Annotated in this window: 22 protein-coding genes; 18 read left to right on the forward strand and 4 right to left on the reverse strand. The window is 70.6% G+C overall.

The window, feature by feature from the left end:
* Positions 1–8: 8 nt before the first annotated feature.
* The 4 genes from FG385_RS05640 to FG385_RS05655 all read left to right on the forward strand — a co-directional run bounded on the left by FG385_RS05640 (position 9) and on the right by FG385_RS05655 (position 3,542).
* Entirely contained in the window at positions 9–272 is a 264-nt protein-coding gene (locus FG385_RS05640) for an acyl carrier protein (RefSeq protein ID WP_139095500.1), read from the forward strand.
* Between the two features lie 97 nt (positions 273–369).
* Positions 370–681, forward strand: coding sequence for a hypothetical protein (locus FG385_RS05645; protein WP_139095501.1), 312 nt, complete (start codon positions 370–372; stop codon positions 679–681).
* Positions 681–3,104, forward strand: coding sequence for a hypothetical protein (locus FG385_RS05650; protein ID WP_139095502.1), 2,424 nt, complete (start codon positions 681–683; stop codon positions 3,102–3,104). The genes FG385_RS05645 and FG385_RS05650 overlap by 1 nt, the downstream gene beginning before the upstream one ends.
* Positions 3,105–3,113: 9 nt before the next feature.
* The gene (locus tag FG385_RS05655) at positions 3,114–3,542 is read left to right on the forward strand and encodes a hypothetical protein (RefSeq protein ID WP_235022397.1); all 429 of its coding nucleotides are present in this window, start codon (positions 3,114–3,116) and stop codon (positions 3,540–3,542) included.
* Positions 3,543–3,548: 6 nt separating this feature from the next.
* Here the strand turns inward: FG385_RS05655 and FG385_RS05660 are convergent, their stop codons facing one another.
* Positions 3,549–4,361, reverse strand: coding sequence for a dienelactone hydrolase family protein (locus tag FG385_RS05660; RefSeq protein WP_139095503.1), 813 nt, complete (start codon positions 4,359–4,361; stop codon positions 3,549–3,551).
* 73 nt (positions 4,362–4,434) lie between these two features.
* Between FG385_RS05660 and glmS the strand changes: the two genes are divergently transcribed.
* The 10 genes from glmS (at position 4,435) to FG385_RS05710 (ending at position 15,955) form a co-directional block, all read left to right on the forward strand.
* On the forward strand, positions 4,435–6,297 hold the full coding sequence (gene glmS, locus FG385_RS05665) for a glutamine--fructose-6-phosphate transaminase (isomerizing) (RefSeq protein ID WP_139095504.1): 1,863 nt from the start codon (positions 4,435–4,437) through the stop codon (positions 6,295–6,297).
* 10 nt (positions 6,298–6,307) lie between these two features.
* Positions 6,308–7,750: an NAD(P)H-hydrate dehydratase gene (locus FG385_RS05670; protein WP_139095505.1), complete on the forward strand. Its 1,443-nt coding sequence runs from the start codon at positions 6,308–6,310 to the stop codon at positions 7,748–7,750.
* Positions 7,751–7,854: 104 nt separating this feature from the next.
* Positions 7,855–8,862 carry an NAD(P)-dependent alcohol dehydrogenase gene (locus FG385_RS05675; RefSeq protein WP_200834319.1) on the forward strand — a complete coding sequence of 336 codons (1,008 nt, stop codon included), beginning with the start codon at positions 7,855–7,857 and terminating at the stop codon, positions 8,860–8,862.
* Between the two features lie 2 nt (positions 8,863–8,864).
* Complete coding sequence (locus tag FG385_RS05680) at positions 8,865–9,665, forward strand: DeoR/GlpR family DNA-binding transcription regulator (protein WP_139095507.1); 801 nt, start codon at positions 8,865–8,867, stop codon at positions 9,663–9,665.
* Positions 9,662–11,059: a xylulokinase gene (gene xylB, locus FG385_RS05685; RefSeq protein WP_139095508.1), complete on the forward strand. Its 1,398-nt coding sequence runs from the start codon at positions 9,662–9,664 to the stop codon at positions 11,057–11,059. Before FG385_RS05680 ends, xylB begins: the two co-directional genes overlap by 4 nt.
* Positions 11,060–11,077: 18 nt before the next feature.
* Positions 11,078–12,157 (forward strand): ABC transporter ATP-binding protein, encoded by a 1,080-nt coding sequence (locus FG385_RS05690; protein WP_139095509.1) that lies wholly within the window; start codon positions 11,078–11,080, stop codon positions 12,155–12,157.
* Between the two features lie 147 nt (positions 12,158–12,304).
* Positions 12,305–13,417 carry an alanine racemase gene (gene alr / locus FG385_RS05695; RefSeq protein ID WP_139095510.1) on the forward strand — a complete coding sequence of 371 codons (1,113 nt, stop codon included), beginning with the start codon at positions 12,305–12,307 and terminating at the stop codon, positions 13,415–13,417.
* Positions 13,418–13,419: 2 nt separating this feature from the next.
* Positions 13,420–14,517: an alpha/beta fold hydrolase gene (locus tag FG385_RS05700; protein ID WP_200834309.1), complete on the forward strand. Its 1,098-nt coding sequence runs from the start codon at positions 13,420–13,422 to the stop codon at positions 14,515–14,517.
* Positions 14,502–14,978 (forward strand): tRNA (adenosine(37)-N6)-threonylcarbamoyltransferase complex ATPase subunit type 1 TsaE, encoded by a 477-nt coding sequence (gene tsaE / locus FG385_RS05705; RefSeq protein ID WP_139095511.1) that lies wholly within the window; start codon positions 14,502–14,504, stop codon positions 14,976–14,978. Before FG385_RS05700 ends, tsaE begins: the two co-directional genes overlap by 16 nt.
* Positions 14,975–15,955, forward strand: coding sequence for a zinc-dependent alcohol dehydrogenase (locus tag FG385_RS05710; protein WP_139095512.1), 981 nt, complete (start codon positions 14,975–14,977; stop codon positions 15,953–15,955). The genes tsaE and FG385_RS05710 overlap by 4 nt, the downstream gene beginning before the upstream one ends.
* On the opposite strand, the gene FG385_RS05715 is transcribed toward FG385_RS05710, so the two are convergent.
* Together FG385_RS05715 and FG385_RS05720 are read right to left on the reverse strand one after the other, a co-directional pair.
* Positions 15,952–17,247: a carboxyl transferase domain-containing protein gene (locus tag FG385_RS05715; RefSeq protein WP_139095513.1), complete on the reverse strand. Its 1,296-nt coding sequence runs from the start codon at positions 17,245–17,247 to the stop codon at positions 15,952–15,954. The genes FG385_RS05710 and FG385_RS05715 overlap by 4 nt on opposite strands.
* A gap of 252 nt (positions 17,248–17,499) precedes the next feature.
* The gene (locus FG385_RS05720; RefSeq protein WP_139095514.1) at positions 17,500–18,945 is read right to left on the reverse strand and encodes an acyl-CoA synthetase; all 1,446 of its coding nucleotides are present in this window, start codon (positions 18,943–18,945) and stop codon (positions 17,500–17,502) included.
* Positions 18,946–19,053: 108 nt separating this feature from the next.
* On the opposite strand from FG385_RS05720, the gene tsaB reads away from it, so the two are divergent.
* The 3 genes from tsaB to tsaD are packed head-to-tail and all read left to right on the forward strand — an operon-like array spanning position 19,054 to position 21,214.
* Positions 19,054–19,701, forward strand: a complete 648-nt coding sequence (gene tsaB / locus FG385_RS05725; protein ID WP_139095515.1) for a tRNA (adenosine(37)-N6)-threonylcarbamoyltransferase complex dimerization subunit type 1 TsaB — start codon at positions 19,054–19,056, stop codon at positions 19,699–19,701.
* Entirely contained in the window at positions 19,698–20,168 is a 471-nt protein-coding gene (rimI, locus tag FG385_RS05730) for a ribosomal protein S18-alanine N-acetyltransferase (protein WP_139095516.1), read from the forward strand. The genes tsaB and rimI overlap by 4 nt, the downstream gene beginning before the upstream one ends.
* A complete protein-coding gene (tsaD, locus tag FG385_RS05735; RefSeq protein ID WP_139095517.1) occupies positions 20,168–21,214 on the forward strand; it encodes a tRNA (adenosine(37)-N6)-threonylcarbamoyltransferase complex transferase subunit TsaD in 1,047 nt (348 codons plus the stop codon). Before rimI ends, tsaD begins: the two co-directional genes overlap by 1 nt.
* Positions 21,215–21,304: 90 nt before the next feature.
* On the opposite strand, the gene FG385_RS05740 is transcribed toward tsaD, so the two are convergent.
* Positions 21,305–23,206, reverse strand: a complete 1,902-nt coding sequence (locus FG385_RS05740) for an N-acetylmuramoyl-L-alanine amidase (protein WP_139095518.1) — start codon at positions 23,204–23,206, stop codon at positions 21,305–21,307.
* 618 nt (positions 23,207–23,824) lie between these two features.
* On the opposite strand from FG385_RS05740, the gene groES reads away from it, so the two are divergent.
* Positions 23,825–24,118, forward strand: a complete 294-nt coding sequence (gene groES / locus FG385_RS05745) for a co-chaperone GroES (RefSeq protein WP_139095519.1) — start codon at positions 23,825–23,827, stop codon at positions 24,116–24,118.
* The last annotated feature ends 66 nt before the right edge of the window (positions 24,119–24,184 follow it).

Raw genomic sequence — 24,184 nt, forward strand, 5'->3', positions numbered from 1 at the left:
TTCATTGCATGGTTGAGCCCTCCGTCGCGGAAATCCGGAAAATCGTGTGCGACACCTTCCTGCTCGATCCCGCATCGGTGGAACCGGACACCCCGCTGGAGGAGCTGGGTATCGACTCGAAAGGCCGGATCCGGCTGCTTGCCACGCTCGAGGTCTTCTACGAAGTGACCATCGATCTCGACGAGCGCGACCGGCTCACCGATATCGCGGCCGTGGCGCGGGTGCTCGCCGAAGCCAGGGACAACAAACCAGGTGAAACGGCTGCGTCCTGAATGCCGCATTGAGTACATTCATTGCATATGTAACGGCACCGAGCGCAGCCGGAGAGCGTCGTAGGTTCGTGACCGGGCCTGGTGAGGGGGAGTCGAGATGAGCGGTGGCTATACCGCGAGCGCCGATGCGATGTCCACGGCGTCGAAGCGGATCACGCAGCTGGCGGAGGACTTGCCGGACAAGAACACCGATCTCGCCAGCTCCCCGGTGAACCAGCAGGGCTTCGGCCAGGCGCACGGCGACCACGCGCAGAAGTACATCACCGGTGTGCAGACGCTGTGGCAGGCCGTGAGCGGGTACAGCGACACGCTCAAGGCGTACGGCACCAACATCGGCTCCGGCGGCAAGGCCTACGCCGAGAACGACCAGGCCCAGGGCAACGCGGTCAGCAAGGCGGGGAGTCAGTAATGGCGAAGACGTGGCCCGAGGTCAAGAAGCTGCTGGACGACCCGAGTGTCCCGCCGGAACAGAAGACGATACTGCTGTCCAGCTGGCAGCAGGAGAACAAGCCGCCGCTGTTCGAGGGCCTGCCCGCCACCTCGACGCAGGCCGAGCGCGACGAAGCGGCGAAGTACGCGGACGTTTACGGCTCGAACCCCATGATGGGTTTCCAGGGCACCGACGCGGCCTACGTCGCCGCGAAGCAGGCCGGGGACCAGGCGAGCTACAACGAGCGCGAAGAGAAGAAGGCCGTCGACGACGGCAAGACGCAACTCGACGGCAAGCAGGCGCCTGCCCCGGGTGGCACGGGCACCAAGACCTCCGACGAGCTGTTCGACGCCGCCGAGCCCGCGCTGAAACTGTTCCAGACCTTCGGTTCGCTGCTGGCGAAGATCCCGGACGACTGCCGTGGCAACACCCGGCCGCTGGACTACAACAACGACATCAAGAAGCGCTTCGACGAGCAGCGCGGGATCAGCTTCGCGAACTTCCTCGACGACGCGGACCATTTCAAGACCGGGTCGACCACAGTGGACGGCACGGTCAAGGACACCGGATCGGCGCTCAGCACGCTGTTCCACACCTGGACCGGTTCGGGGGCGAACGCCGCTTCGGACCACTACAACGACCAGATCCTGCCCAAGGCCAACAAACTGGGCCAGACCCTCGAGGACGCGAACACGGCGACCACCACGGCGGTCAGCACGCTTTTCCGGCTGTGCAAGGGAAAGGCCGATGCGGTCGTCAACATGTACACCGACCAGGTGGGCCAGGCCGACTACAACATGGCCCAGAAGGTCGTCGGTGTCGCGAACGGGGAGCACGCCGGCAAGGACGATCTCCGCGCGATCGCCGGCTGGATGGACATGAACTTCGGCACCAACCTGACCGACGCGCTCGACGACGACGGGTGCTGCGACGACGACGACATCAAGAAGCAGGGCCAGGACCTGGCCAAGCAGTGGATCCAGAACCACTTCAACCCGGACATGTGGGACCGGTTGTACAAGGGGTTCGACAAGACCTGCACGGACACGAAGGATCTGGTGAACCAGGCCTACGACGCGCTCGACGGCGTCATGGGCAAGATCAAGAACGAGTTCGAGGGCGCGGCGGAGCCCCCCGGCCAGACGCAGCCGAGCCAGACCCAGCCGAGCCAGACTCAGCCGAGCCAGACCAGTACTGGTACGGGCGGCGGGGGCGGCGGCGCCTCCACCCCGTCGGCCACCACACCTTCGGCGACGACACCGTCCACTGAGGACCCGAGCGCCATCGCCGACGCGGCCAAGAAGGAAGCGTCCGAGGGGATCAACCCGTACACCGGCAAGCCGATGGAGACCGATCCGCAGACCGGTCAGCCGTACCCGATCGATCCGAAGACGGGCGAGCCGATCAAGGACGCCGGCGGCGAGCCGGAGACCATGAAGGTCCAGCAGGGCGACAAGACGATCGAGATGTCCGAGCCGGACAAGGACGGCAAGATGGACGTCAAGGTCGGCGACGGGAGCGGGCAGCCCAAGGACTACAAGCTCGACTGGGGCGACGGCAAGGACACGTCCGGCGCGCAGAGTGCTCCTGCCGCGGGCCAGCCCGGGCCGGACGGCACGTACAAGCCCGGGCCGGACGGGAAGATCCACATCGAGGACGGCAACGTCAAGATCACCGCGGAACGTCCACAGGGGCCGGACGGGCCGACGGTCGTCACCGTCGACGACGGTAGCGGTCACCCGGCCACGTACACCCTCGGTGAGGACAAGAACGGCGCGCCCGACGCCCAGAGCATGGTGGGCAAGGACGACGGCTCGGCGCCGCGGCCCGGCGATGCCGCGACCGCTTCCAGCGGAGTGCCCGGCAGTGCCCCCGCTCCGCCGGTCGAGTCGGCCGCTGCTGTCGGTGGCGACGGCGCGACGGCGCCCGACACGTCGAGCACGCCCGCGGATGTGGGCGGAACCACCCCGGACGGCGCCGGTGCGACGGCGCCGGCGACGAGCGCGGACGGCCTGAGTGCGGTCGGTGCCGGCGTGGGCGGTGCCGAGGGTTCGGTCAGTGGCTCCCTCGGCGACGCGGCCTCCCTCGGCGAAGGTACGCACACGGGCGCGACGCTGCATCAGCCCACGGGCGCCGCGCTCGGTGCGCCGCCGCCCGGGATGCAGCCGGTCGGCACACCCGACGCGGCGGCCTCGCAGCAGCAGACCCCGCCCGGCGGTGGGATGGGCGGGATGGGCGGCATGATGGGCGGTATGGGCGCGGCCGGTGGCGGCGGCGAGGACCAGGAGCGCAGTTCGCGTTCGTACCGCATCGACGGCGGCATCTTCAACTCGGGCGGGAACGGCGGCCGGATCAGTGGCTCGCTCGACGAAGAGGGCGACCGGTCCGTCACGCAGCGGTAGGAGGGGCACATGGTCTCGGACGAGATGCAGCGGTTGCAGGCGAAGATGGACGGGCTGGTGCGCGAGCAGGCGGACCGGCGGGAGATGCTCGAGCGGCAGGGCGAGGAGATCAAGGCCAAATCGCGCGAGTACATGACCAAGCAGGTCCAGGCCGCGGAACGGTACGTTCAGCACAGGCGCGAGCTCGGCCGCCGCGAGCGCGAGGCCGGGGGCTGGAGCACCGAGAAGACGCTGGCCGAGCGGAACACGGTGATGGCCTTCGGCCCGGAAGACGAGGAGCGCGAGGGCTACCGCACGCCCGAGCCGTTGTCGTCACGCTCGACCGAGTCGATCCCCAGCCCCACCGCCGCCGAGCCTGCAGAGCGCCCGCGCGGCCGCCACTCTCGCAACGATGCGTTCGACGACGACGATTTCTCGAACAACAGCTGGCTGGACTGAAGAACCTCAGGCCGCCGCGGTCAGGCTCGGGTCGAACTCGATGGCGGCGTGCTTGACGTTCGCCTCCAGCAGCGGCCGGTATTTGCTCGTACCCGTCAGGTGCGTCAGGAAGAACGCCGTGAACAGGGCCCGGACGAGCCGTTGCGTGCGCCGCTGCGGTTTGCCCTGCAGGAGACGCTGGCTCCAGTGGGTGCCCTCGGTCACGGCCAGGTGTGTCGACTTGTCGAGAATCCGGAGCTGGACCGGGCCACCCCACGCCTTCGCGATCGCCTCGGCGTTGCCGGAGGCCGGGGTTACCAGGTCGCCCTCGACGGCCAGGTGCAGGCCCGGAATCGTGAGCTTCCGCGCGGCCGTGGTGGCTTGCGGCAGCGTCTGTGCCGCGGCGAACGTGGCGACCGCCTTGACCCTGGTGTCCGCCGCCGCGGCCAGCACGGCCGCGCCGCCACCGACCGAATGCCCCGCCAGCCCCAGCTTCGCCGGGTCGACGCTGAGCCCGCCCGGGCCGAGGCGGACGCCGGTGATGAGGTCGAGCGTCGCGCGCAGATCGGCGGCGAACGTCCGGTGCGAGGGCAGCGGGCCGCGCTGCGTCGACGGCGCCGCCGCGACGATGCCCCAGCTCGCCAGGTGAGCCAGCAGTTCGCGGTACCGCCCAGGCGGCTGGAGCCAGCCGTGCCCGAACGCGATGCCCGGCAGGCCGAGGCCGCTGCGCGGGGTGAACACCACACCGGGCAGCCCGGCGAGCGCGAGGTTGCCGCGCACCACGTCGTGTGGTCCGGGGTGCGACAGCTCTTCGAGCAGGTCCTTCGGCTTGGCGCCCATGGCCGGAGCTTAGCCGGGGAGGTGGGTACGAGCCGGGCGAGGGCATGCGCCGAGCGCCAGTACTCTCGGGCGGGTGTGCGGAATCGTGGGATACGTCGGGCACCGGGCGGCACTCGATGTCGTGCTGGGCGGCCTCCGGCGGATGGAATACCGAGGCTACGACTCGGCCGGCGTCGCGGTGCTGGACGGCGCCGGGACGCTGACCGTCGAGCGCAAGGCGGGCCGGCTGGCGAACCTGGAGCAGGAACTCGGCGCCACCGGCCGTGACCGGTTCTCCGGCACCGCCGGAATGGGCCACACCCGGTGGGCCACGCACGGCGCGCCCGTCGACCGCAACTCGCACCCGCACCGCGACACCAGCGAGCGGGTCGCGGTGGTGCACAACGGGATCATCGAGAACTTCGCCACCCTGCGCGCCGAACTGGAGGCCGAAGGGGTCGAGCTGACCAGCGACACCGACACGGAGACGGCCGCTCACCTGATCGCCCGCGCCTACGCCGAGGGCCCGACGGCGGGTGACCTGCCGGCGAGCGTGCGGACCGTATGCCGCCGGCTCGAAGGCGCGTTCACCCTGGTCGTCACCCATGCCGACCAGCCGGACCTGATCGTCGCGGCGCGCCGGTCCTCGCCGCTGGTGGTGGGCGTCGGCGAGGGTGAGACGTTCGTCGCCTCGGACGTCTCGGCCTTCATCGAGCACACCCGCGAGGCTGTCGAGCTGGGCCAGGACCAGCTCGTCGTGATCACGCGCGACGGCTACGAGGTCACCGACTTCGCGGGCGAGCCCGCGCAGGCCAAGCCCTTCACGGTCGCGTGGGACCTTTCGGCCGCCGAGAAGGGCGGCCACGACTACTTCATGCTCAAGGAGATCGAGGAGCAGCCGGAGGCGCTCGCGAACACGCTGCGCGGGCATTTCGACCACGGCCGCATCGTGCTCGACGAGCAGCGGATAGCCGATCAGGACCTGCGTGACGTGGACAAGGTGTTCGTCGTCGCGTGCGGCACCGCGTATCACTCGGGGCTCATCGCGAAGTACGCGATCGAGCACTGGACGCGGCTGCCGGTCGAGGTCGAGCTGGCGAGCGAGTTCCGCTACCGCGACCCGGTGCTGGACCGCGACACGCTCGTGGTCGCGATCTCGCAGTCGGGCGAAACGGCGGACACGCTCGAAGCGGTCCGGCACGCGCGTGGCCAGAAGGCTCGGGTGCTCGCGATCTGCAACACCAACGGCGCGCAGATCCCCCGCGAATCCGACGCCGTGCTGTACACGCACGCCGGGCCGGAGGTGGGCGTCGCCGCGACGAAGACGTTCACGTCGCAGATCGCCGCCAACTACCTGGTGGGCCTCGCGCTCGCGCAGGCGCGCGGCACGAAGTACCCGGACGAGGTGGCGCGCGAGTTCGCCGAGCTGGAGGCGATGCCGGCGGCCGTCCAGAAAGCTCTGTCCACTGTGGATCACGTGCGGAAGCTGGGCCGGGAGATGGCCGATTCGAAGGCCGTGCTGTTCCTCGGCAGGCACGTCGGGTTCCCGGTCGCGCTCGAAGGCGCGCTGAAGCTGAAGGAACTGGCGTACATGCACGCCGAGGGTTTCGCGGCCGGTGAGCTGAAGCACGGCCCGATCGCGCTGATCGAGAGCGGGCTCCCGGTGGTCGTGGTGATGCCTTCGCCGAAGGGGCGCGGGGTGCTGCACGCGAAGCTGGTGTCGAACATCAGCGAGATCCAGGCCCGCGGCGCGCGCACGATCGTGATCGCCGAGGAGGGTGACGACACGGTGCGCCCGTTCGCGGACGAACTCGTCGAGGTGCCCGCGGTGCCGACGCTGTTGCAGCCACTCGTGTCGAGCGTGCCGCTGCAGGTGCTGGCCGCGGAGATCGCGCGCACCCGGGGTTACGACGTGGACAAGCCGCGCAACCTGGCGAAGTCGGTCACAGTGGAGTAGTACGGGGCTCGTGCAGGGAATCTGGACGACGGACCGAATCCGCAAGGCCGAAGGGCGGCTGCTCGCCGTGACACCGGAGGGCGCGCTGATGCAGCGCGCCGCGTTCGGGGTGGCGGTGAACGCGGCCGAAATGCTGGACGCCCACAAGGGACACGTCGCCGCGAGCCGGGTGGCGTTGCTGGTGGGCGCCGGGAACAACGGCGGTGACGCGTTGTGGGCGGGCAAGTTCCTGCGCAACCGCGGGGTCGCCGTCACGGCCGTCCTGCTCAATCCGGAAAAGGCGCACCCGCAAGGGCTCGCCGCCCTGCGCCGCGCCGGAGGGCGGGCCGTCGGCCTCGAGGACGCGCCCGACGTGCTCGAAGAAGCGGATCTCGTGATCGACGGCATCGTCGGGCTGTCCGCGCGTGGCCCGTTGCGTGAGGGCGCCGCGAGCCTGCTCGAGCACATCAGCGCGCCGGTGCTGGCCGTCGACCTGCCCAGCGGCGTCGATCCCGACCACGGCACGGTGGACGGTCCGGCGATCACGGCGACGCGCACGGTGACCTTCGGCGCGCGGAAACCCTTGCACGTGCTCAATCCGCAGCGGTGCGGCGAGGTCAGGCTGATCGACATCGGCCTGCTGCCCGAGTTGAGCGATCCCGATCTGTGGCAGTTGGACGCGGTGGACGTCGGCACGGCCTGGCCGATGCCGGGGCCGCACGACAACAAGTACACCCAGGGGGTCACCGGCATCGCGGCCGGTTCGGCGACGTACCCGGGCGCGGCGGTGCTCGCGACCGGATCCGCGGTGCTCGCTACCTCCGGCATGGTGCGGTACGCGGGCCCGGCGGCGGATCTCGTGCGCACGAAGTGGCCCGAGGTGATCGCGACGGGTTCGGTCACCGATGCCGGGCGCGTGCAGGCGTGGGTCGTCGGGCCGGGGATCGGGACCGGTCAGGAGGGGCGCGACGTGCTGCGGCACGTGCTGTCCGAGGGCGTGCCGGTCTGCGCCGACGCCGACGCCACGACGCTGATCGCCCGGTACCCGGACGTGCTCGACGCGCGCGATCCGGGGACTCCGCTCGTGCTGACGCCCCACGCGGGGGAGTTCGAGCGGCTGACCGGTGCGGCGCCCGATGACGACCGGGTCGGCGCGGTCAAGGCGGCAGCACGGCGGTTCGACGCGGTGGTGCTGCTCAAGGGCAACACGACGCTGATCGCCGCGCCCGACGGGCGGGTGCTCGCGAACGTGGCCCGCGGCTCGTGGCTCGCGACGGCCGGTTCGGGCGACGTCCTCTCCGGGCTGGTCGGTTCCCTGCTGGCGAGCGGGCTGGACCCGTGGCTGGCGGCGGGAGCGGCGGCGTACGTGCACTCGCGGGCGGCGGACCTCGCGGCGCGCGGCGTGCCGGCGTCGGCGACCGGGGTCGAGACGTCGATCCCGGCCGCGATCCGGCAACTCAGGCGCCTTGGCTGATACTTCGCACGGTAATTATCGAGTTATGTGTTAACAACCGTGCGATTTTCTGGTAGGAATGACCCAGGCGACGAGGCTGGGAGTGGCTACCGGTGACCGAGACCATGAAGGTTGCGATCCTGCACGGGGTGCGTGACGTGCGGATCGAGGAGCGACCGGTCCCCCAGCCAGGTCCCCGCGAGGTGCTGATCGAGGTGCGGTCTGTCGGCACCTGCGGCTCGGACGTGCACTACTACGAGCACGGCCGGATCGGTGACTTCGTGGTCGAGCAGCCGCTGGTGCTCGGGCATGAGCCGAGCGGCGTCGTGGTCGCGCGCGGCGATGAGGCGCGGCGACACGAGGTGGGGCAGCGGGTGGCGCTCGAACCGGGTGTGCCGTGCTCGGTGTGCGCGCAGTGCAAGGCTGGCCGGTACAACCTCTGCCCGCGGATGCGGTTCTTCGGTACCCCGCCGATCGACGGCGCGTTCTGCGAGTATGTCTTGCTGCACGAGGAGTTCGCCCATCCGATCCCGGACGCGATGAGCGACGACGCGGCGGGCCTGCTGGAGCCGCTGTCCGTCGGGGTCTGGGCGAACCGGAAGGGCCGCACCGCGCCGGGCAGCCGTGTCCTGATCACCGGCGCGGGCCCGATCGGGCTCGTCGCGACGCAGACGGCGCGGGCGTTCGGGGCGACCGAGGTGGTCGTGACCGATGTGAACCCGCGGCGGCTGGAGGTGGCGAAGGAACTCGGCGCGACGGCGACCGTCGATGTCTCGCGGGAAAGCCTTGCCGGGGCCGATTTCGAACCGGATGTCCTGCTGGAATGCTCGGGCGTGCCCGCGGCGGCCGGCCAGGCGATCCGGAAGGTCGGGCGCGCGGGGCGGGTCGTGCTCGTCGGCATGGGCGGGGACGAGCTGCCACTTCCGCTGGCACATGTCCAGAACTTCGAGATCGAGGTGACCGGCACGTTCCGGTACGCCAACACTTGGCCGACCGCGGTCGCGCTCGCCGCCGGGCGCGAGGTCGACCTGGACCGGCTGGTGACCCACCGGTTCGGCCTCGACCAGGTCGAGGACGCGCTGACCATTGCCGCGCGAGACGATTCGGTGATCAAGGCTGTCGTGGTGCCGTAGCCATGCCCAGACCGTCCGAGGCCGAAGTCGAGCAGCGCAGGCAGGAAATCCTGAGCTACGTGATGGAGCACGGCGACGTGCGCATCGACCAGCTGACCGAGCGGTTCGGCGTCAGCCTGATGACGATGCATCGCGACCTCGACGAACTGGCCGAGCGCAGGCTGTTGCGCAAGCTGCGCGGGCGCGTTGAGGCCTATCCGGCGCTCACGATGGAGACCGCGAAACGGTTCCGCGAGACGGAGAACGTCGCGCTGAAGGAGTCGCTGGCCGAGGTCGCGAGCCACGAGGTCACGCCTGGGCAGACGCTGTTCCTGGACGACTCGACCACACTGTTTCCCTTGGCGCACAGGCTGATCGGCCCGCAGGTGGTGATCACGAACTCCCTCGAGGTGGCCAGGATCCTCGCCGACGCCGACGGGATCGAGGTGCGGCTGCTCGGTGGCCGCTACACCGAGTTCGACTCGTGCGTCGGCCCGGACACCATCGGTGCGCTGAGCCGGATGCGCGCGGACGTCGGCTTCGTCTCGGCCACCGCGGTCGCGTGCGGTCGGCTGTACCACCCGGACCGCGAGTACGCCGAACTGAAGACCGCCGCGCTGCGGGTGGCCGACCGCAACGTGCTCGTCGTCGACCACTCCAAGTTCGGCCGGACCGCGACCTATGCCTACGGCGACGTGAGCGACTACGACCTGGTGATCACCGACGAGGAGACGCCCGGCGACGAGCTCGCGGCCATGGACACCAAGGTCCGGCTGGCCAAGCCGGTCACTTCGCGCACGGATCACGGAGGCACCCAGGAATGACAACAGCGCCGTTGGTCGCCGGTGTGGACTCGTCCACGCAGTCGACGAAGGTCGTCGTATGTGACGCGTCGACCGGTGCCGTCGTGCGGACGGGGCGTGCCGCGCATCCCGACACCACCGAGGTGGATCCGCAGGTCTGGTGGGACGCCTTCACCGAGGCGAGCGCGGGGCTGCTCGACGGGGTACGGGCGATCGGCGTCGGCGGCCAGCAGCACGGCATGGTCACCCTCGACGAGGCGGGGAACGTCGTCCGGCCCGCGCTGCTGTGGAACGACACGCGGTCGGGCAAGGCCGCGGACGATCTCGTGGCCGAACTCGGCGGGCCGCACATCTGGGCGGACGCGGTCGGTTCGGTCCCTGTCGCGAGCTTCACCGTCACCAAACTGCGCTGGATGGCCGAGCACGAGCCGGAGCTCGCCGACCGCGTGACCCGGATCCTCCTGCCGCACGACTGGCTCACCTGGAAACTGACCGGCGAGCTCGTCACCGACCGCGGCGACGCGTCCGGCACCGGTTACTTCTCGCCCGCGAAGAACGCCTACCGTGAGGACATCCTGGCCACGGCGTTCGGCGGCCGGGCCCCGGAGTTGCCGCGCGTGCTGGGCGCGCGGGAGGCAGCCGGGCGCACCGAGAGCGGGATCCTCGTGTCCGCCGGCACCGGTGACAACATGGCCGCCGCGCTCGCACTGGGGCTGGGCGAAGGGGACGTGGTCGTGTCGCTGGGCACGAGCGGCACGGTGTTCGGCGTATGCGAGACGGCACCGGCGGATCCGACCGGCATCGTCGCCGGGTTCGCGGACGCGACGGGCCGGTTCCTGCCGCTCGCGTGCACGCTCAACGCCGCCCGGGTGCTGACCGCGACCGCGACGGCGCTCGGCACCGATCTGGCCGGTCTGGACCGGCTCGCGCTCGCTGCGGAACCGGGCGCCGGCGGGCTGACCCTGTTGCCGTACCTCGACGGCGAGCGCACCCCGAACCTGCCGGACGCCGCCGGTTCGCTGCACGGCCTGCGCCGCGCGAACATGACCCTGGAAAACCTCGCCCGCGCGGCCGTCGAAGGCATGCTCTCGGGGCTCGCCGCGGCGCTGGACGCGTTGCAGGACAATGGGATCATCGCGCGCCGGATCCTGCTGATCGGCGGCGCCGCCCAGTCCGGGGCGGTACGCGCGGTGGCGCCGATCGTGTTCGGCCTGCCCGTCGTGGTCCCGGAACCGGCCGAGCACGTCGCGCTCGGCGCCGCGCGCCAGGCCGCCTGGGCGCTGGCCGGCACCGGGGAGCCGCCGGCCTGGTCCGAGGACAAGCCGCAACTCCTGCCCGCCGGGGACAGCACCGCCGGGCAGGAGTTGCGGCAGCGGCATCTCGAAATCCGTGAGCTCGTGCATCACATCCAGTAACCCAGGAGAGGACACCCGATGGCCACCATCACCTATGACAAGGCGTCCCGCCGCTATCCCGGAGCCGACCGTGCCGCGGTCGACGCCCTCGACCTCGAGATCGCCGACGGTGAGTTTCTGGTGCTGGTGGGCCCTTCCGGGTGCGGCAAGTCGACGAGCCTGCGGATGCTGGCGGGGCTGGAGGATGTCGATGAAGGCTCCGTATGGATCGGTGACCGGGATGTGACCCAGCTGCCGCCGCGTTCGCGGGACATCGCGATGGTGTTCCAGAACTACGCGCTGTACCCGCATATGACGGTGGGGCAGAACATGGGCTTCGCGCTGAAGATCGCGGGCAAGCCCAAGAGCGAGATCAAGCAGCGCGTGGCCGACGCCGCGAAACTGCTGGATCTGGAGGAGTACCTCGACCGCAAGCCCAAGGCGCTTTCCGGCGGCCAGCGGCAGCGCGTCGCGATGGGCCGCGCGATCGTGCGTGAGCCGCAGGTGTTCCTGATGGACGAGCCACTGTCCAACTTGGACGCGAAGCTGCGCGTGTCCACCCGCACCCAGATCGCCGCGCTGCAGCGCCGCCTGGGCACCACCACGGTGTACGTGACGCACGACCAGGTCGAGGCCATGACGATGGGCGACCGGGTGGCGGTGCTCAAGGACGGCCTCCTGCAGCAGTGCGACACCCCGCGCGCGCTGTACGAGCGGCCGGCGAACGTGTTCGTCGCCGGGTTCATCGGCTCGCCGTCGATGAACCTTGCCACGGCGAAGCCGACCGACGGCGGCGCCGCCCTCGGCGGGATCACGGTGCCGCTGTCGCGGGAAACCCTCGCGGCGGCCGGTGGCCAGGACGTCACGCTCGGCTTCCGCCCGGAGTCGCTGGAGCTGGCCGACGAGGGTCTCGCGGTCAGGGTCGAACTGGTCGAGGAGCTGGGCTCGGACGCGTACGTCTACGGGCGGATCGCGGCGGACGGCGGCGCCGAGGGCACGAACATCGTGGCCCGGGTCGATCCGCGGCACACCCCGTCGATGGGTGCGACGCTGCGGCTCCGCATCCGCCCCGACGAGCTGCACGTGTTCTCCGCGGACACGGGCCTCCGGCTCGACTGAGCATCCTCTCGCCGGGCAGCCGACTTGGTGCGGGGCACCCGCACCCGGTCGGTCCTCGCTCGACGCACTCCTTCGTCGCGCATACTCGTCCGGGCCTCCAGGCACCGTGAGCCCGGCTGCTCCGCGTGTTATGGGAAAATTGAGGCGATGAGCTCCGAATTCTCCCGTGCCGAGGTCGTGATCGACCTCGCCGCGATCCGGCACAACGTACGCCTGCTGGCCGCGCGGGCGGCCGGTGCGGCGACGATGGCCGTGGTCAAGGCCGACGGGTACGGCCACGGCGCGGTGCCGGTCGCCCGCGCCGCGCTCGAAGCGGGGGCGAGCTGGCTCGGCGCGTGTTCGCTCGCCGAGGGGCTCGCACTGCGCGAAGCGGGGATAACCACTCCCGTGTTCACCTGGCTCGACGCGCCGGATGTCGATTTCACGCCAGGGGTCGCGGCGAATATCGACCTGTCCGCGAGTTCCGCGGAGGAGCTGGCCAGGGTCGCCGGCGCCGCGCACCGCGCGAGCAAGCGCGCCCGGGTGCATCTGAAGATCGACACGGGCTTGTCCCGCAGCGGTTGCCCTGCCTATGCGTGGCCCGCGCTGGTGAAGGCCGCGGCGGCGGAACCGGAGGTCGAGGTGGTCGCCGTCTGGTCGCATCTCGCGTGCGCGGACGAACCGGGACACCCGTCGATCGACCGTCAGGCCCGCCGCTTTCAGGCGGCGTATGACATCGCGCGCGAGGCGGGGCTGAACCCGTTGCGGCACTTGGCGAACTCGGCCGCGACGCTGACCCGTCCGGATCTGCACTTCGATCTGGTCCGCCCCGGGATCGCGATCTACGGGCTGAACCCCGTGCCGCAGCAACAGGATCTGCGCCCGGCGATGACGTTCCGATCGCAGGTCGTGCTCACCAAACGGATCGAGTCCGGTGAGTCCGTCTCTTATGGACATACGTGGACCGCGTCGCGGGACACGGCGCTCGCCCTGGTTCCGGCGGGGTACGCCGACGGAGTACCGCGGACGCTGTCCGGCCGGATGGACGTGTGGCTCGGCGGGGAGCGGCGCCCGATCGTGGGCCGGGTATGCATGGACCAGCTGGTGGTCGACTGCGGGGTCGAGGAGCCCCCGATCGGATCCGAGGTCGTGCTGTTCGGCGCGGGCCGTGACGGTGAGCCGACCGCGCGCGAGTGGGCGGACACGATCGGCACTATCGACTACGAGATCGTCACCGGGATGTACCGGCCGCGCGTGCACCGGCGGTACGAAGGAGAGTGATCATGGTTTCCCGCCGGCTGCTGACCGTCCTCGGTGGCGCCGCCGCGCTCGTGACCGGGGCCGCTGCCGCCGGAATCGCGGTGGTGGCACAGCAGCGCCGCGGTGGCGAGGTCGTCGAACCGGGGGAGCGGCTGGGTGAGCTGCGCGCCGACCGGGTCTCGACGGTCGCCGCGGATGACGGGACGCCGCTCGCCGTGTCCGAGATCGATCCGCCGCACGGTAAGCCCGAGCTGACCGTGGTCGGTGTGCATGGTTTCGCGCTTTCCCAGCGCAGCTGGCACTTCCAGCGGCGTGACCTCGGTTCGCTGGGCCTGCCACGGGTGAAGCAGGTCTATTACGACCAGCGCGGCCACGGGCTTTCCGGGGCGGCGACGGCGGAAACGAGCACCATCGAGCAGCTCGCGCGTGACCTCGACGCCGTGGTGCGGGCGGTCGCCCCGGAGGGGCCGGTCGTCCTGGTCGGGCATTCGATGGGCGGCATGGTGATCATGGAGCTGGCGCAGCAGAACCCGGAGCTGTTCGCCGACCGGGTGTGCGGGGTCGCGCTGATCGCGACGGCCGCCGGTGAGGTCGGCGCCCGGGGCCTGCCGCGGAGCCTGCTGTCGAAGTACAACCCGTTGACGCGCGGGGTCGGGGAGCTGGCCGGGTGGCAGCCGGGGCTGGTGGAGTTCGTGCGCGCCGCGGGCGGGCAGCTCACCAGGCCGGCGGTGCGGCGGCTGGCGTTCGGTTCGCGAGACGTGCACCCGAAGGTCGTGGACTTCCTTCTGGAGATGCTGGCGGTGACGCCGGTGCGCGGGCTGGTGAACTACATCGACACGCTCGGCAGTCACAACCGCTACGCCGCGCTGGCCGGGTTGAAGCACGCGCACGTGCTTGTGGTCGGCGGCGACGCGGACCGGCTCACGCCGTATTCGCATGCGGAGCGGATCGCCGCGGAGCTTCCGGATGCCGAGCTCGCGCGTGTGCGCGGGGCAGGGCATATGGTGCAGCTGGAACAACCGGAGCTGGTCAACTCCCACCTGATCGACCTGCTGCAAAAATGTGCTGGAGTGGACGAAATGACTTCCTCGCAACGGATCTGGCGATGGCTGACGAAGTAGCCGAGCTGCCGGCCGAACGGGACACGGTCACCTTCGGCGAGTCGCTCGGGCGGACTCTGCGCGCGGGTGACCTGGTGTTGCTGTCCGGGCCGCTCGGTGCCGGGAAGACGGTGATGACCCGCGGGATCGCCGCCGGGCTGGGCGTTTCGGGGCGCGTCAGCTCGCCGACGTTCGTGCTCGCGCGCGTGCATCCCGCCGGCTCCCGCGGCGTGCCGCTGGTGCATGTGGACGCCTACCGCCTGGGTGGTGACCTGGCACAGCTCGACGATTTGGACCTGGACACCGATCTCGAAGCCTCCGCGGTGGTCGTCGAATGGGGCGAGGGGACGGCGGAGCGGCTCTCGGCGGACTACCTCGTGGTCCGGCTCGAGCGGCGGGATGACGACGTACGGGTTGTGACGCTGGAACCGCACGGGGCATGGAAGGCGCGATTGTCCGATTTGGACGGTGCGCGGTCATGACGCGCGCAGTGGTGCTCGAGCGGCCGCGTGAGCTGCGCATCGTGCGGACCGAGCCGCAGGAGCCGGGGTACGGCGAGGCGGTCGTGCGGGTCGCATGGTCGGGGATCTGCGGTTCGGATCGCGAGGTGTTCGCGGGGACGCGCGCGGAAGGCTACGTCCGGTACCCGGTGACGCCGGGCCACGAGTGGTCGGGCACGGTTGTCGAGCTGGGGCCGGGCACCGATCAGTCCCTGCTCGGCAAGCCCGTGGTGGGCGAGGGTTTCCGCAACTGCGGGCGATGCGGTTCGTGCCGCCGGGGCGAGACGAATCTGTGCGAGGCGGCGTACGACGAGACGGGTTTCACCCGGCCGGGCGCCTGGGCGGACGAGCTGCGGCTGCCCGCGCGGTTGCTGCACGAACTGCCCGCGGAAGCCGACCTGCGCGCGGCGGCCCTGCTCGAGCCGGCGGCGTGCATGGCGTCGGCGGCGCTGAAGGCAAACGTCGTGCCAGGCGAGCGGGTCGCGGTCGTCGGCGGCGGGACGCTGGGGATGCTAGCGGTGCAGTTACTGGCCGCGAGCAGCCCGGGGGAGTTGGTCGTGGTGGATCCGCGGACGGATCGGGCGGAGCTGGCGCGGCGTTTCGGTGCCGTCATGGCTTCGCCGGCTGAGGAGTTTACCCCGTTCGATGTGGTCGTCGAGGCGGCGGGCGCGCCGGGGACGGGCAGTCTCGCGGTCCGCCTGACCCGGCGCGGCGGGCGGACGGTCCTGACCGGGCTGGCCGGTACCGAGACCGACCCGTTGGCGCCCGCGGATCTGGTCGCCTCGGCGGTCACCGTGCACACGGTTTTCGGTGCTTCCTCGGGCGCGTGGACCCATGCGGTCCGCGCTTTCGCGGCGGGGACTCTCGATCCGGCGCCGCTGATCATCCACGAGTTCGCGCTCGAGAAGGCGGAGGAAGCGCTGGCCACCCTGGGCGGGAAGGTCCTCCTCCACCCCTAGACGATGCCCTCGGCGATGCCCAGTTCGACCAGGTCCTGCGGGCGCAGGCGCAGCTGGTTCGCCGTCGTCGGGACCTGGTCGGGTGGCAGTTTCAGGATCGACGTCGCGGCTTCGGGCGAGGTCACGGAGAAGTAGCTGTCCGGAGCGACCCACGTCTGCCCAGGCGCAGCGAAGGCCAGTGCCCCGCCGGAGCCGCCTTCGCCGATGACGAGCGTGGTCACCGGGACCGAAGCGCTCGCCACCGCTTCGAAGAGGTCCGCGATCGCCGCGCCGGCGCCGGCTCGTTCTGCCGCGCTGTCGTTCGCCGCACCTGGCGTGTCGACCAGCGTCAGTACGGGGATCCCGAGGCGATCGGCCAGCCGGACGAGCCTCGCGGCCGTGCGAAAACCTGCCGGGAGTGTGGCCGCGCCACTTTGCGCCGCGTACGCGAACGTCGCGCCGCCGCGGGAGCCGAAGCCACAGCGCACCCCGGGATCGACGCCACCGCACCGGTCCCCGCTGATGGGCTCGCGCCAGTCGAAATACGCGTCGAGATAGGCGCCGGCGTGTGGGCGGGATGGAGCGCGCGTGGCCTGCACAGCCTCCCAGCCCGTCTCGGGCAAGGTCGCGGAGCCGAGGGCCTCGGGTGGTTCCGGCGATTCGCTGGAGGCGTTGGTGAGGAGCGTGAGCCAGCGGGTCAGCGCTCCCGGCAGGTCCTCGACGATCTGGTCCACCTGCCCGGCCGCCAGTTGCGACTCCGCGGTGTAGGCGGACGCGTCGCCCGCGGGCCGCACTCGCGAACCGGCGAAACCGACCTGCGCGCCCGGCAGGGCCAGCACCACGTCCGCCCCCGCGCCGAGCGTCGCCCAGCCGCCACCGGTGGTCGGATCGCGGAGCACCGAAATCTGCGGGAGGCCGGCGGCCCGGGTCAGCGCCGCCTGCCGGGCGATCCGCTGCAACTGCGACAGCGCCACCATGCCTTCCTGCATCCGGCTCCCGCCGGTGGCGATGAGGGACACCACCGGGGTGCGCAGTTCACGCGCCCGGCTGAAGGCCGCCTCGATCCGGTCGCCGGTGCGCCGCCCGAGCGACCCGCCCAGGAAGCCGAACTCGAACACGATCAGCGTGGCCTCGACGCCGCCGATCTTGCCGATACCGCAGACCACCGACTCCCGTTCGCCGGTCCGCTCCTGGGCGCGCAGGCGAGAGGAACCGTAGCCCGGCCAGCCGATCGGACCGTCCACATCGGATCCGGCGAGCGGCACGTCGAACTCGGTGAAGGCCGAGCAGACCGCGTCGATGAGCTCACGCATGCCGCGCCCCGCCGGGCTCGATGCGCAGGATTCGACCGTTGCCGCCCGTCAGCGCCCCCGCGCGGCGCGGGGCGCCCGCTCGCGCTCGGCAGGTCGGGGTGTGGCGTGGCGGGGCTCCGGTCGGGGACGTCCTCGCGCGGTCGTGCTCGATGGGTCGGGTTTCGTGTGTGCTGCTGATCAGGGCGCGGGCGTGGTGTGGGGTGGCTGCGCCCGGCCGTGGTCGGTGGGTAGGGGTTTCGCGAGTGTGGCTCATCAGGGCTCCAGTGCTCGCTTCATCACCTTGCCCATATCGTTCCGCGGCAACGCTTCCAGGAACCGCACCACGCGGGGCCGCTTGTGCGGCGATAGCAGACGCGCGACGTGGTCGGCTAGTTCCCGCTCTGCGGGCGGCTGGCCGGACGGCACGATCCACGCGACGATCCGCTCGCCGAGATCCGGGTCCGGCTCGCCGGTGACTGCGGCTTCCGCCACCCCGGGATGCTCCAGCAGCGCGTTCTCGATCTCCCCGGCGCCGATCTTGTACCCGCCGCTCTTGATCAGGTCGGTGGCCTTGCGCCCGACGATCCGGACGTAGCCGTCGGCGTCGCGGGTCGCCATGTCACCGGTGCGGAACCAGCCTCCACCGGCGGTGAACACGTCGGCCGTCGCGTCCGGGCGGTTGAGGTATTCGGTGAACATGTTCGGCCCGCGGACCTGGATCTCGCCAACCGTCTCGCTGTCGGAGGTTGCGATCACGGCGCCCGACTCGTCGACGAGCCGGAGTTCCACACCCCGCAGCGGTACGCCGACCGTGCCGGGCTTGCGTTCGCCGTCGGCCCGGACGCTCGTGTTCATCAGCGTCTCGGTCATGCCGTAGCGCTCGACGACGCACTGCCCAGTCGCGGCGGTGATGCGCTCGTGGTCGTGTACCGGCAGCGCCGCCGACCCGGACACCAGCAGCCGCGCGCGTCCGAATGCCTTGGCCAGCTCGGGATTTTCGCCGACTTCACCCGCGATCCGGTGATACATCGTGGGCACGCCGAACATCATCGTCGCTTCGCCGGCAAGTTCGTGCGCCGCGCCCTCGACCGAGAACCTGCCCAGATGGCGCACGCTGCCGCCACGGCGCAGCGGACCGAGAACGCCGAGGATGAGCCCGTGCACGTGAAACAGCGGCAGCGCGTGCACCAGGACGTCGTCCGCGGTCCACTGCCAGGCGTCCTCGAGAGCGTCGAGCGTGGTGGCGATGGCGCGGCGGGGGAGCACGACCCCCTTCGGCGGACCGGTCGTGCCGGAGGTGTAGACGATCAGCGCGGGCGCTTCAGGGTCCGGCTCCGCCGGTAGTTCACCGGGCGCACCGGTGAGCTGGACGTCCTTGCGCGGGAGCGCGGCGAGCGCTTCGGGCAGCGTGACGCCGGGCTCGGCAAGCACCAGCGCCGGGGCGCTGTCGGACACGATGTGCCCGAGCTCACGTTCACCGATCTTCGGGTTGACCGGTACCGCGGGCACGCCGGCGAGCAGCGCGCCGAGCACTGCGACGCTCGTGTGGATGGTCGGCGTTGCCCAGATCGCGACACGGACCGGCGCGGCAGCGCGCAGCTCACGCGCGAGCGTCCCGGCAACGGCCGCCAGCTCCCCGTAGCCGAGCGAGATCTCGCCGAAGCGCAGCGCGTTCTTGTCCGGCTTCGCTGCCAATGCCGGGAACAACGGTTCTGCCACGCGGGGCCTCCTCGTCCGAGAGCTTCAGGAAAATTGGCTTAGTGGCTGAACCACTTTGCGACTGCCCAGCCGTTACTGTCAAGCGCCCAAGGCATACCCTGGTACACCGTGCTGGTACTCGCCATCGACACTTCGACGCCCGCGGTCACCGCCGGGCTGGCGACACTGGCGGGCGCAGATGTCTCCGTGCTCGCCGAGCGCGTCACCGTCAACCCCCGTGCGCACGGGGAGCTGATCACGCCGCACGTCCTCGATGCCGTGCATGAAGCCGGCGTCACCCTGCGCCAGGTGGACGCGATCGTGTGCGGTGTGGGACCTGGCCCGTTCACCGGCCTCCGCGCCGGTATGGCTACGGCCGCCGCGCTCGCACAGGGGCTCGGCATCAACGCGTACCCGGTGTGCAGCCTCGACGGGATCGCGGCCGCGACGGACACGGACGAGCCATTCCTCGTCGTCACCGACGCTCGCCGCCGCGAGGTGTACTGGGCTGCCTACGACGCGACGGGCACCCGCGCCGACGGCCCGCATGTGGGGTCGCCCGAGCCGCTCGGCTTGCCTGTCGCAGCCGGAGACGGGGCTCGCCTCTACGCCGAGAAGCTCGGCGTCGATGTGCTCGAGCCGTACTATCCGACGGTCGGCGGCCTCGTGACCGCCGCTCGCGGTGCCTTCACCGCAGACCCTGCCCCGCTGACGCCGCTGTACCTGCGCCGCCCCGACGCCGTCGAGCCGGCCGTGAGGAAGCGGGTGACGGCGTGAAGCTCGCCGCGCTCCGTCGCAGGGACATTGCCCGTTGCGTCGAGATCGAGAAGCAGCTTTTCGCGGGCGACGATCCGTGGAGTGCCCGCGCGTTCCACTCCGAACTCGACGCAGGCGGCTACTACGTCGGCGCGTACACCGCCGAGGACAAGCTGGTCGGCTACGCCGGGCTCGCGACGGTCGGCCGGCCCGGTGACTTCGAGTCGAGCGTGCACACCATCGGCGTCGATGACGCCTACCAGGGTCAGGGTCTCGGCACCGCGCTGCTGCGAGCCCTGCTCGCCCGCGCGGACGAGCTGCATGCGCCTGTCTTCCTCGAAGTGCGCACCGACAACGACCGCGCCATCGAGCTGTATGCCCGCCACGGTTTCACCCGGATCGGCGTGCGCAAGCGCTATTACCAGCCTTCGGGCTCCGACGCCTACACCATGAAACGTCCCGCACATTCCGAGCAGGAGGTCGGCTGATGTCCCGAATCATCATGGGCATCGAAAGTTCCTGCGACGAGACGGGCGCCGGCCTGGTCCGGCTGCACGACGAGGGCACCGTCGAGCTGCTCGCGGACGAGGTCGCCTCCAGCGTCGAACAGCACGCGCGCTTCGGCGGGGTGGTACCCGAGGTGGCCAGCCGGGCACACCTGGAGGCCATGGTGCCGACCGTCAACCGTGCCTTCGAGGCCGCCGGCCTGAAACTGTCCGATGTGGACGCGATCGCGGTGACCGCGGGGCCAGGGCTCGCGGGGGCCCTGCTCGTAGGCGTGTCCGCGGCGAAGGCCTACTCGGCGGCGCTCGGCGTGCCGCTCTACGGCGTGAACCACCTGGCCGGACATATCGCCGTCGACACGCTGCAGCACGGTCCGCTGCCCACGCCCTGCCTGGCGTTGCTCGTTTCCGGCGGGCACACTCAGCTGCTGCGAGTCGACGACATCGCCACCGGCATCACCGAGCTCGGCTCCACTGTGGACGACGCGGCCGGCGAGGCGTACGACAAGGTCGCGCGCATACTCGGCCTGCCGTACCCGGGCGGCCCACCGATCGACAAGGCGGCGAAGCAGGGCAACCCCGACGCGATCCCGTTTCCGCGCGGGATGACCGGCCCCCGCGACGCGAAGTTCGACTTCTCGTTCTCCGGGTTGAAGACCGCCGTCGCGCGGTGGGTCGAGGGCGCCGAACGCCGCGGCGAGGAGATCCCGGTGAACGACGTGGCGGCCTCGTTCCAGGAAGCTGTCGCCGACGTGCTGACCGCGAAGGCCGTGCGTGCCGCGAAGGAGTACGAGATCGGCACGCTCGTCATCTCCGGTGGGGTCGCGGCCAACTCCCGCCTTTCGGAGCTGGCGCGTGAGCGCTGCGACGCGGCCGGGATCGAGCTGCGGGTACCGAGGCCGCGCCTGTGTACCGACAACGGTGCGATGATCGCGGCGCTGGGCGCGCACGTCGTGGCCGCCGGGGTCAAGGAGTCCTCGTTGGACATCTCGGCGAACCCGGCGCTGCCCGTGGACGTCGTTTCGGTCTGACTTCGTCACGCCTTCCAGTTCACACTCGGGCGGCCCGGGAGGGAACCCCAAATCCGCCCGCCTGTGGACAACTGGGTGCTTGTGGACAAGTCAGGCTCGCCCGAGCACGACGTCGTCCGCCTTCACATAGGCGACCCGGTGCCCGAACTGGATCTGCATGTACTCGGTCTCGCCCCGCACGACGACATGTGTCGACGGGTCGAACGTCGTCGCCCAGTAGTACTCACCCGGTAGCAGCGGCCCGGCCGCGTATTTCTGGCCCGCGGCGAACGTGTACTGCAGCGGCACCAGATCCTGCGGCGGGATGTTCGCGGGATACGCCTCCGCCTCGGGGTACGCCCGGCCGTACACCGGCACCGTGGCCAGGCCCGGTTTCGGCGTGACCGCAGGACCGAGCGCGGGCACCCCCGAAGCGCTCCGGAACCAGCCCTTCTGGCCAAGGAACCAGATTGCCGTCCAATCGCCACGGATCTCGGCGACGGCGTACCGCTGGCCAGCCGCCACCCTGCTGCCCACGTCGGCAACATCCATTGTGGACGGCGAGCCGTCCGGATGCAGGCCCGGATCCTTCAGCAACGGCGCGTCGTCGCGTGGTTCGGTGTGCAGGACGACCGCGGACGATCCTCGCAGGGTGCACGCGGCGCCGGCGGTGTCGCATCCGGTGAAGCCGGGCTGGTTGGTCGCGAAGTCCGGCTTGATCGTGACCAGGCCGGTGTTGTGCCGTGCCCAGTCGTGCAGGGGCGCGCCGAGCAGGTCGAAGTAGTGGCCCCAGTCCCAGTACGGGCCCGGATCCCAGTGCATGCCCGCGACCGTCGACGGGATCGTGCCGGGGACGTTGTCGTGGCCGATGATGTGCTGGCGGTCCAGCGGGATCCGGTACTTGTCGGCCAGGTACCGCACCAGCTTCGCCGATGCCCGGTACATCGCCTCGGTGTACCAGGTGCCCTGCGCGCCGAAGCCCTCGTGCTCGACGCCGATGGACTTCGCGTTGACATACCAGTTCCCGGCGTGCCAGCCGACGTCCTTGGTCAGGATGTGCTGCGCGACGTGCCCGTCGCTCGAGCGCAGCGTGTAATGCCAGCCCAGGTACGTCGGATCCTGCACGAGGCCGAGCGCCACGTCGTAGCTGCACTCGGTGTCGTGGATGACGATATGCGTGATCTGCTGGCTCTGCGGGCGTTCGGCCTTGTCGTAGTTGCCGTAGCCGTCTTTGGTCTTCTCGTACGGCGCGGGAATCCACTCGGCCGACAACCCGGGTGGCGCTTCGACATCCCCGCGCGCCGCGGCCGGGAGGTCGAGCGCGCGGAGTTGCCCGCGAGCGGGCGAAACGTTCGTCGCGGTGAGGTGGACGGCTTGGCCGTCGTCGGTTACCCGGCTCGCGCCGCTGGTGATCGTGTTGAAGACCTCGTCGGCGAAGAACGCCGCGGCCGTCGAGTCGGTCGCCCCGCTGTAGCGGCTTACGGCGCCGTACCAGTCGGCCGGATCGGTGCCCGAGATGCCGAGCTGTCGCTGGTAGTGGGCCAGCACCGCGGCACCACCGCGAATGTTCTGCGCCGGGTCGGTGCGCAGCGCGTCCGGGCTCGCGCCGGTCAGTTCGGCCGCCAGATCGACCGTCTGCAGCGCGGCCACCGGTGCGGCTCGCCGCGGTTCGACGGGGTGCAGCGCCGGGCGGGCGAGATCACCGCGCGGGTCTTCGGTGCCCTTGTCGTGGTGGCTGCCGCCGGCCGCGACCGTGCGCAGGTCGGTCAGGTGCATCGGCCCGAAACCCGCACCCCTGCTCGGCAGGCCCGCGTTGGCGTCCCAGCGCGACTTCAGATACGAGACCCCCAGCAGCACCTGTTCCGGCACGCCGAACTCCGCGGCCGCGGCGGCGAAGGCCCGCTGCCTTGCCTGATCGGTCGCGGCGTCGGCGACACCGGGCGCGGCGATGGCGAGCCCGGCCGTCCCGACGGCGGCGGCACGTAGCGCGGTTCGGCGAGTGAACGGATCCATGACTCTCCTCGCATGCGAACGACGCGAGAAACCTACACACCGTCCGCCTGCTTCGGGAGCATCTTTCGTTCGGTATACGCCGCCGATGTAGCGAACCCCCGGCCCGCCGTTGGGCCGGGGGTCCGTGTGCTCAGCCGGTCAGCACTTGCCGCAGCAACCGCAGTTGGCACCGGTGCACGAGCTGCAGCAGTTGCATCCACCCATGTGGAGCCACCTTCCCTTCAGGATCGGCCCGGGCCACGGCTTTCACGGTAGGGACGCCAACGGATGGCCGGGAACCGCCCAACGAGTGACGTTGCGATCACCGGATGTCACAGAAGGCCGGTGTGGCGGATGAGCCGTTCACTCAGCTCGTCGAGCACCACCAGGCGGAGAACCAGCCGCCCACACCCGGTGCCGCCGGGAACAGGATGTTCGAGGCGCGAGCGCGGCACCACGGATCCCGGAACGCGCTGACAGGCCGAAAGCGACCCTCCTTGCGCGGCTAGCACTCGCGTGGCTAGAGTGCTAAATGCACGGCACCGCACACGCCCCGGCACCCGCGACGGCGGGGGTGGTAGGCGCCAAAAACCTGTAAGTACCTGCCAACGCTTTCGACGACCCGTGGAGGTCAACCCGGTGAGCGTGAACATCAAACCGCTCGAGGACAAGATCGTTGTCCAGACGAGCGAGGCCGAGGAGACGACGGCGTCCGGTCTCGTCATCCCCGACACCGCCAAGGAAAAGCCCCAGGAGGGCAAGGTTCTGGCCGTGGGCCCGGGCCGCGTGGACGACAAGGGCAACCGCATCCCGGTGGATGTGAGTGTCGGCGACGTCGTCATCTACTCGAAGTACGGCGGCACCGAGGTCAAGTACAACGGTGAGGACTACTTGATCCTGTCCGCTCGCGACGTGCTGGCCGTCGTCAACTGACACCAGCCCTCGCATCGAACGCCCCGGGCCCCGCTTAGCCGGGGGCCGGGGCGTTCTGCGGTCTAG

Origin of the sequence: Amycolatopsis alkalitolerans (assembly GCF_006152065.1) — a bacterium.
In the GTDB taxonomy this organism is placed as follows: Bacteria; Actinomycetota; Actinomycetes; order Mycobacteriales; family Pseudonocardiaceae; genus Amycolatopsis_E; species Amycolatopsis_E alkalitolerans.